2 protein-coding genes are annotated in these 9,761 nt (G+C 75.8%); both read right to left on the bottom strand.

Features of this window, described 5'->3' with window-relative positions:
• Window positions 1-831 (bottom strand): beta-ketoacyl synthase N-terminal-like domain-containing protein (locus ACLQ2R_RS32770; RefSeq protein ID WP_425965190.1); only part of this gene is annotated, 831 nt, incomplete at its 3' end.
• Window positions 821-9,502 carry a type I polyketide synthase gene (locus ACLQ2R_RS32765; protein ID WP_425965188.1) on the bottom strand — a complete coding sequence of 2,894 codons (8,682 nt, stop codon included), beginning with the start codon at window positions 9,500-9,502 and terminating at the stop codon, window positions 821-823. The genes ACLQ2R_RS32765 and ACLQ2R_RS32770, both read right to left, overlap by 11 nt.
• Between the last annotated feature and the right edge of the window lie 259 nt (window positions 9,503-9,761).

The following is a 9,761-nucleotide window of genomic DNA, read 5'->3' as shown; positions in this document are numbered from 1 at the left end:
CAGCACCCCCACCCCCTCCGCCCACGCCGCACCATCGGCCGACGCCGAGAACGACTTGCACCGCCCGTCCTCCGACAACGCCCGCTGCCGCGAGAACTCCACGAAGACGTCGGGGACGGCGAGCACGGTGACGCCTCCGGCCAGCGCGAGCGTGCACTCCTCCTCGCGCAGTGCCCGGGTCGCGAGGTGGAGCGCGACCAGGGAGGAGGAGCAGGCGGTGTCGACCGTGATGGACGGCCCTTCGAGGCCGAGGGTGTAGGAGACGCGCCCGGACAGCACGCTCGGCGTGCTGGAGGTGAGCAGGGTGCCCTCGACCGCCTCGGGCAGCCGGTCGAGGAAGCGGGTGGAGTAGAACTCGTACATGCTTCCCGCGTAGACGCCGGTGCGGCTGCCGCGCAGCGTGGCCGGGTCGATCCCGGCCCGCTCCAGCGCCTCCCAGCACGACTCCAGGAACAGACGGTGCTGCGGATCGGTCGCCAGCGCGCTGCGCGGGCTCATCCCGAAGAACGCCGCGTCGAACTCCCCCGCGTCGTGCAGGAAACCGCCGTGACGCACGTAGGCCTTGCCCGGCGCCTCGGGATCGGGGTCGTACAACCCCTCCAGGTCCCACCCCCGATCGGCGGGGAACTCGCTGATCGCGTCGCCGCCGGAGGCCACCAGGTCCCACAGTTCCTCCGGACCGGTCACCCCGCCCGGGAAACGGCACGCCATGCCGACGATCGCCACCGGCTCGTGCCGGCGGCCCTCCTCGTCGGCGAGACGCCTGCGGGTCTCCGCCAGCTCGACGGTCACGCGCTTGAGGTAGGCGCGGAGCTTCTCGTCATTCGCCACGCTCGGGCCTTTCCATAGACAGCGGGGACGTCATCGCCCGGTTGTCGATGAGGGCGAAGATCTCCTCGTCCGAAGCGGAACCGATCTCTTCGACCCCGCCTGAGCCGTTGGGAACGGCCGAGGGGGTGACGGCGGTGGCGCCGATCCTGGTGAGCGCGCTCTGCAGGATGGCGACGAGCTGACCACGGACGATCTCCGACTCGCCGTTGGCCGCCCGCAGCGCCGTCTCGGCCTGGTCCACGGCGGCGCGCAGGGAGTCCTCGGCCGAGGGCGCCTCGGGCGCCAGCGCGGTGAACAGGTAACCGGCGAGCGCCGTGACGGTCGGGTGGTCGAAGACGAGCGTGGCCGGCAGGCGCAGCCCGGCGTCGGCGTTGAGCCGGTTGCGCAGCTCGACGGCCGTCAGGGAGTCGAAACCGAGCTCGTTGAAGGCCCGGTCCACGTCCACCTGGTCGGGGCTGCCGTGGGCGAGGACGGCGGCGACGTGGCCGCGGACCAGCTCGGTCAGGTGGGCGCGGCCGTCGGTCTCGCCCAGCCCGGTCAGCCGGTCGACCAGCCCGCCGGGACCACCGGTACCGCCGGGGCCCGCGGTGGCGCTCCCGGTGGCCGCCGCGCGGCGGGGTGCGCGGACCAGCCCGCGCAGCATCGGTGGCAGCTCGCCCGCCTCGGCGCGGGCCCGCAACCCGGCCGCGTCCCAGCGGGCCGCGACCACCAGCGGGTCGGGACTCGCCAGGGCCGCGTCGAACAGCTCCAGGCCCTGCTCCACGCTCAGCGGCGCGACCCCGGCGCGTGCCATGCGCGCCACGTCGGCCGCGGACAGACCGCCGGTCATCTCCGAGGCGCTGTCCCACAGACCCCACGCGATCGACACCGCTGCCAGGCCCTGGTCGCGGCGGTGGGCGGCCAGCGCGTCCAGGAACGCGTTCGCCGCCGCGTAGTTGCCCTGACCCGGGTTGCCCACCACCCCGGCCACGGAGGAGAACAGCACGAACAACGACAGCGGATGATCGGCCGTCAGCTCGTGCAGGTACCAGGCGGCGTCCGCCTTCGGCGCCAGCACCGCGTCCAGACGGGAGGCCGAGAGTCCCTCGACCACGGCGTCGTCCAGGACACCGGCGGTGTGGACCACCCCGCCCAGCGACACCCCGTTCACCACGGCGGCCAGTGCGTCGCGGTCGGACACATCACACGCCACCACCGACACCCGCGCGCCGAGCCCCTCCAGGTCGGCCACCAGCTCGGCCGCCCCCGGAGCCGACGGGCCACGCCGCGACAGCAGCAGCAGGTCCCGCACCCCGTGCCCTGTCACCAGCCGCCGCGCCACCAGCGCACCCAGCCCGCCCGTACCACCGGTCACCAGCACCGTCCCCGAGATCCCCGGGGTTCCCGGGCTCTCGGCGGGCGCCTCACGCCGCGCCAGGCGCGGCGCCAGCAGGTCCTGTCCGGTGGTGGCGAGCTGGGTCTCACCGGCGGTGATCGCGGTGGCCAGCCGCTCCCAGCCGGAGAAGTCCGGGGCGATCTCGGCGAGGACGAACCGGCCGGGGTGCTCCGACTGTGCCGACCGCACCAGCCCCCACACGGCCGCCACCTCGGGCCCGCGGGAGCGGGTGACGAACACCAGCCGGGACTCGGCGAACCGCTCGTCGGCCAGCCAGCCCTGCGTCAGGTCGAGCACCTCGCGCAGCGCGTCGTGCGCGGTGTACGGGAGGTCGTCGTCGTCGGCGTGGACGGGCGCGAGCACCAGGCCGGGGACCCGGCCGGCGCTCATGCCGGCCAGCGAGGCGAGGTCGTAGTGGCGCGGCACGGAGATCCCCGCCCGCTCCAGCTCGGCGCCCAGCTCGTCGGCGGCCTCGTCGTAGCCGACCAGCGCCCAGTCCCCGGCGTCCGGTCCGGCACCGGTCCCGTCGCCGGTCGCGATCTCGGGCAGCGGTACGGGCGGTTCGGCCCATTCGAGGGCGTAGGAGACGGCGGCGGAGGCGGGCCGGGCGGCACTCCTGGGCAGGCGGCGCAACGCCAGCGTCTCGACGGCGGCGATCCGGGTGCCCGCCTCGTCGAACAGGGTCAGCGCGATCCGGTCCTCGCCGAGATCCGTCATCCGGGCGCGCAGCGTCTCCGCGCCGAGCGCGGCCACCCGCACCCCGCTCCAGGAGAACGGCAGCAGCAGCGCGGCGGGGTCGTCGGCCGACTCCAGCACCACCAGGTGCAGCACCGCGTCCAGCAGGGCCGGGTGCAGGACGAACCGTCCGGCGTCGGCGCGTACCTGGTCGGGGGGCGTCACCTCGACGAAGGCCTCGCCGCCCGCGCGCCAGGCCGCGCGCATCCCCTGGAACGCGGGACCGTAGGCGTACCCGCGCTCGGCGAGCAGGTCGTAGAGCCCGTCCAGGCCGATCGGGGCGCCCTCGGGCGGCCAGGAGGCCAGGCGCTCGGCCGGGTCCTCCGGCGCCGGGCCGATCAGGCCGGTGGCGTGGCGCATCCAGGAGGCGTCGGCGTCGCCGGCCGGGCGGGCGTGGACGGCCACGCCGCGGCGGCCCTGCTCGTCCGGGCCGCCCACGGTGACCTGGACCTGGACGCCACCCGTGGCGGGCAGCGGCAGCGGGGCCTCCAGGGTCAGCTCCTCGACGACGTCGCAGCCGGCCGTGACGGCGGCGTGCAGCGCCAGTTCGACGAAGGCGGTGCCCGGCAGCAGGACGGTGCCGTCCACCGCGTGGTCGGCCAGCCACGGATCGGTGCCGACGGACAGCCGCCCGGCCAGCAGGAGGCCGCCGTCGGCCGCGAGCGGCAGCACGGTGCCGAGCAGCGGGTGGCCGGAGCCGCCCTGCCCGTCGGCGGGGCCGGGGGCGAGCCAGTGCCGCCGCCGCTCGAAGGGGTAGGCGGGCAGGTCGTCGTGGTGGCGTCCGGCGGGACCGAGCGCGGCCGGCCAGTTCACGGCGGCGCCGAGCACCCAGGCCTGGCCGAGGGCCTTGAGCAGGCGGGACGCGCCGCCGTCGCCGCGCCGCAGCGTGCCCGTGGCGCCCCCGGCGGCGCCGGCCGCGGCCAGCGTGTCCGCGACGTGGCCGGTGAGCACCGGGTGCGGGCTGACCTCGACGAACACCGGCGTCCCCGTGGCCGCGACCGTCTCGATCGCCTGCTGGAAGCGGACCGGGTTGCGCAGGCTGGTGAACCAGTAGTCGGCCGTCAGCAGGCCGGGGTCGATGAACTCGCCCGCGTAGGAGGAGCAGAACGCCACCTCGGTGTCGCGGGGCCGTACCCCGTCCAGGGTGCGCAGGATCTCCTCGCGCAGCTCCTCGATGTGCGGGGTGTGGGCGGCGTAGCCGATCGCGACCCGGCGGGCCTGGACGGTGTCGCCGCAGGCGGCGGCGCACTCCTCCAGCGCGTCGGCGTCACCGGCCACCACCGTGCTGGACGGGCCGCTGTACACGGCCGGCCACAGGCGTCCCGGCCAGGGCCGCAGCAGTTCCTCGGCCCTGTCGGCGGGCAGCGACACGGCCAGCATGCCGCCCCTGTCGCCGAGCCGCGTCAGGGCCCGGCTGCGGAGCGCGACCACCCGCGCGGCGTCCTCCAGGGAGAGCGCCCCGGCCGCGCACGCGGCGGCGATCTCGCCCTGGGAGTGGCCGACGACGGCGGCGGGGTGGACGCCCAGCGAGCGCCACAGCCCGGCCAGCGCGATCATGACGGTGAACAGCACCGGCTGGATGACGTCCGAGCCCTCCAGCGGGGGCGCGCCCTCGCGGCCGCGCAGGACGTCCACGACCGACCATCCGGTGTACGGCCGCAGCGCGCGGTCGCACCGGTCGACCTGGTCGCGGAAGGCCGGGGCGGTGTCGAGGAGGTCCGTGGCCATGCCGGCCCACTGGGAGCCCTGGCCGGGGAAGACGAACACCGGCCGGGTCCCGGCGGGCGCGGTGCCTGCGGTGACGGTGGCGTGCGGGGTCCCGGCGGCCAGGGCCGCGAGCCCGGCGAGCAGCTCGTCGCGGCCGGCGGCCACCACCACGGCCCGGTGCGGGAACGTGGCCCGCCTGGCCAGCGTCCGCCCGGCGTCGGCGAGCTCGCCGTCGGTGAGCCCCGCCTCGACGAGCCCTCCGGCGTACGCGTGCAGGCGGGCGGCCTGGGCGCGCAGCGCGGGCTCGTTCCTGGCGGACACCACCCACACCGCGGGCCCGTCCGCGGTGTCGAGGACGGGCGGCCCGTCCGTGCGCGTCTCCGCGAGTGCCGCCGGTGACGGGGCGGCCTCCACGATGAGGTGCGCGTTGGTGCCGCTGATGCCGAAGCCCGACACCCCGGCCCGCGCCGGCCGGTCCCCGGTCAGCTCGACCCGCCCGGTGAGCAGCCTGACCCCGGCCGAGGCCCAGTCCACGTGCGGTGTGGGGTCGTCGGCGTGCAGGGTGGACGGCAGGGTGCGGTGCTCCAGCGCCTTCACCATCTTGATGACCCCGGCCACCCCGGCCGCGGCCTGGGTGTGGCCGATGTTGGACTTGAGCGAGCCGAGCCAGACCGGCCGCTCCGCGGGGCGGCCCTCGCCGTACACGGCGATGATCGAGTCGGCCTCGATGGGGTCGCCCAGCCGGGTGCCGGTGCCGTGCGCCTCCACGGCGTCGACCTCGCCGGGGGTGAGCCCGGCGTCGGCCAGGGCCTGCCTGATGACCTCGCGCTGCGCCTGGCCGTTCGGCGCGGTGAGGCCGTTGCTCGCGCCGTCCTGGTTGACCGCGCCGCCCCGCAGCACGGCGAGGACCGGGTGGCCGTTGCGGCGCGCGTCGGAGAGCCGTTCCAGCACGAGCATGCCCGCGCCCTCGGCCCATCCCGTGCCGTCGGCCTGGGCGGAGAACGCCTTGCACCGCCCGTCGGGGGCCAGCCCGCCCTGCCTGCTGAACTCCACGAACATGCCGGGCGTCGACATCACGGTCACCCCGCCCGCGAGGGCCAGGGAGCACTCCCCGTGCCGCAGCGCCCGCATCGCCAGGATGATCGAGACGAGCGAGGAGGAGCAGGCCGTGTCCGTGGTGATCGCCGGACCTCGCAGGCCGAGCGTGTACGCGACGCGGCCGGAGACGACGCTGAGCGCGGTGCCGGTCAGCAGGTGGCCGTCGGAGGCGCCGTCCGGCTGGTGCAGCCGGGGCCCGTAGTCGGGGGCCATGGCTCCCACGTAGACGCCGGTGGACGAGCCCCGCAGGGTGTCCGGGTCGATGCCGGCGCGCTCCACGGCCTCCCAGCAGATCTCCAGCAGGACCCGCTGCTGCGGGTCCATGGCCGTGGCCTCGCGGGGGCTGATCCCGAAGAACGACGCGTCGAACCGGTCGGCGTCGTGCAGGAACCCGCCGTGCCGGGTGTCGCTGGTGCCCGAGCGGCCGGTGGCGAAGAGCGTGTCGAGGTCCCAGCCGCGGTCGGCGGGGAAAGCGGTGATCGCGTCGGTGCCGGTGCTGACCAGCCGCCAGAGGTCCTCGGGAGAGGCGACCTCGCCGGGGTAGCGGCAGCCCATGCCGACCACGGCGATCGGGTCGTCGTCCGCCCGGTCCCGCGGGCCGTCGTCGCCGGTGCGGGCGGCCTCGGTCCGGTCGCCGGTGAGCAGGGCGTGCAGGTGACCGGCCAGCCGGTCGGGCGTGGGGTGCTCGTACATCAGGCCGGCGGGCAGGCGCAGCCCGGTGGCCTCGCGCAGCATGTCCCGCAGCTCGACGGCGGTGGCCGACTCCATGCCGAGGTCCTTGAACGTGCGCTCCGGCTCGACGCCGGTCGCGTCGCCGTGGCCGAGGAGCCGCGCCGTGGCCTCCAGCACCAGCTCGCGCAGCTCGGCCCTTGACCTTCCGTCCACCGCCGTGCCGGGCGTGTCCACGACGTCCCGCGTGTTCTCCGCCTCCGGCGCCGCCGCGCTCGCGCCGTTCGCCGCGCTCGTGCCGTTCGCCGCGCTCGTGCCGTTCGCCGCGCTCGTGCCGTTCGCCGTGTCCGGTCGCGTCTCCGGCGTCTCCGGTGCGCCGGGCGTGCCCGGCGCGTCCGGTCGTGCGGTACGGGGCGGCGGGACGGCCGCGGCGTGGAGGCGGCGCTGGAACGGGTAGGTGGGCAGGTCCACCGGCCGCCCGCCCGGGCAGAGCCGGGACCAGTCCACCGGCGCGCCCTGGGCGTACGCCTGGGCCAGTGACCGGGTCAGCCGCTCTGCGCCGCCCTCGCCGCGGCGCAGAGTGCCGACCACGGCCACGTCCCGGCCCGCGTCCTCCGCGGTCTCCTCCACACCCGTGACCAGCACCGGGTGCGGGCTGCACTCCACGAACAGCGCGCAGCGCTCCAGGGTGGCCCGTACGGCCTGGCCGAAGCGGACCGGGCGGCGCAGGCTGCGGTACCAGTAGGCGGCGTCGAGCCCGGCCGTGTCCATGGGCTCGCCCGTGAGCGTGGAGACGAACGTCGTCGTGCCGCTCACCGGCCGGATCGGCGCGAGCGCCTCCAGCACCTCCTCGCGCACCGCCTCCACCTCGGGCGAGTGGGAGGCGTAGTCCACAGGAATGATCTTGGTGCGGTGGCCGGACAGCCGGGTGGCGAGCTCGGCCAGCGCCTCCCGGGGGCCGGAGACCACCAGCGAGCGGGGGCCGTTGAAGGCCGCCACGGACACGCCGTCGGGCAGGGCCCGCTCGACCACCTCCAGGGGGGCGGCGATCGACATCATGCCGCCCCTGCCTCCCTTTCCTGCGATGCCCGCGATGGCGCGGCTGCGCAGCGCGACGACCCTGGCGGCGTCGGACAGGGTGAGCCCTCCCGCGACGGCGGCGGCGGCGATCTCGCCCTGCGAGTGGCCGACGACCACGTCGGGCAGCACGCCGTGGGCGCGCCACGTCTCGGCGAGCGAGACCATCACGGCCCACAGGGCGGGCTGCACCACGTCCACCCGGTCCAGGCCCGGGGCACCGGGGCGCTCCTGGAGCACGTCCATCAGGGCGTGGTCGGTGAAGGGCGCGAGCGCGTCGGCGCACTCCGCCAGCCGCGCGCCGAACACCGGCGAGGCGGCGATCAGCTCACGCGCCATCCCCGCCCACTGCGAGCCCTGCCCGGGGAAGACGAAGACGCATCCCCCGCCCGCGGCGCCGCCGGTGACGACGTCGTCGTGCGGGCGGCCCCCGGCCAGCGTGCGCAGCGCCTCCTGGCGCGCGGCCGAATCCTGGGAGAGCACCACGGCACGGCGCTCGAAGGCCGTACGGGTCACGGCGAGGCTCAGCGCCACGTCCACCGGCCGCGCGCCACCGGCGCCCGCGCCGGTGCCGGTCGTGGTGCCGGTCGTGGTGCCGGTGTCGGTCGTGGTGCCGGTGGCGAGCGTGGCCAGACGGCCGGCCTGCTCGCGCACCGCCTTCTCCGTACGTCCCGACACCACCCAGGGCGCCTCGACGACGGCCGGGGCGTCCGGGACCTCCGGGGCGTCCGGGCCGGTGGGAGGGGGCTCGGCGACGATCAGGTGGCAGTTCGTGCCGCCCATGCCGAAGGAACTGACACCCGCCACCAGGCGGCCGCCCTCCGGCCAGGCGCGGGTCTCCCCCACCACCCGCAGGCGCAGCTCGTCCAGGGGGATCCGCGCGGGAGGCGCCTGGAAGTGCAGGCTGGCGGGCAGCCGGCGATGCTTGACCGCGAGCACCACCTTGAGCAGCCCGGCGATGCCCGCCGCGCCCTCCAGGTGGCCGATGTTCGTCTTGACGGACCCGACCAGGAGCGGCTCCGCGCGCCCGGCCCCGTACGCGGCACCGAGCGCGGCCGCCTCCACCGGGTCGCCGACCCTGGTGCCCGTGCCGTGCAGCTCGACGTAGCCCACGTCGCCCGGCGCGACGCCGGCCTCGGCGCAGGCGAGCCTGATGACCTCCTCCTGCGCCCGCGCGCTCGGCACGGTCAGCCCCTCGCCGCCGCCGTCGTTGTTGACGGCCCCGCCGAGGATCACCGCGTGCACCGGGTCGCCGTCGGCCAGCGCGTCGGCCAGCCGCTTGAGGACCACGACCGCGCCGCCCTCGCCGCGCACGTACCCGTTGGCCCGCTCGTCGAAGACGTGGCAGCGCCCGTCGGGCGACAGCGCGCCGAAGGCCCCGATGGCGGTGGTGGTCTCGGCGAGCAGGTTCAGGTTCACGCCACCGGCCAGCGCCAGGTCGCTCTCCCCGTGCCGCAGGCTCGCGGCGGCCATCTGCACCGCGACGAGCGACGACGACTGGCCGGTGTCCAGGGTGAGGCTGGGACCGCGCAGGCCGAGCGCGTACGAGATCCGGTTGGCGATCAGCGCCCGGTTGACGCCGGTGTAGGCGTGCCGGCCGGGGCGCGCGGCCCTGTCGCTCAGCGCGGCGTAGTCCTGGGAGATGGCGCCGAGGAAGACGCCCGCGGCGCTGCCGTGCAGGGCGGAGGGCAGGACGCGGGCGTTCTCCAGCGCCTCCCAGCCGAGTTCGAGCGCCAGCCGCTGGTGCGGGTCCATCGCCGCCGCCTCGTTCGGCGAGATGCCGAAGAAGGCCGCGTCGAAGCCGTCGACGTCGGCCAGGAACCCGCCGCGGCGGTACTCGGTGACGTCCGTCCACCGGCCGGCGGGCGCGTCGGTGACCGCGTCCACGCCTTCGCGCAGCAGTCTCCAGAATCCCGCCGGATCGTCGGCCTGAGGGAGCCTGCACGCCATGCCGATGACGGCGATAGCGTCCGGCCCGCCCTTCTCGGCCTGCTGTCTCGACTCACTCATTAATACGCCACCTCAAGCCTCGGGCGCCCATCGGACGCCGTTTTCCGAACGGCTGCAATCATTTATCGACAACCGGAGGAGTTTGCGGCTATTGCATAGTGAGTGCGACCCTAATTGCCGGTTCTCACGCGGCGACATGGTCTGTGGGCGGCACCTTGTTACCGCCGTTTGTTGCCATCGCCTCCCAGGGGACAGGGCCTTGACCCCGGCGTCCGGGTCCGGGATGAATGACAGGCGGAGAAATCCGCGGGAGGAGGGG

It is taken from the genome of Streptosporangium sp. DT93 (assembly GCF_049844535.1).
Lineage (GTDB): Bacteria > Actinomycetota > Actinomycetes > Streptosporangiales > Streptosporangiaceae > Streptosporangium.
Note: the sequence above shows the minus strand (reverse complement) of the source record. Positions and strands in the feature narration are given on the sequence as shown.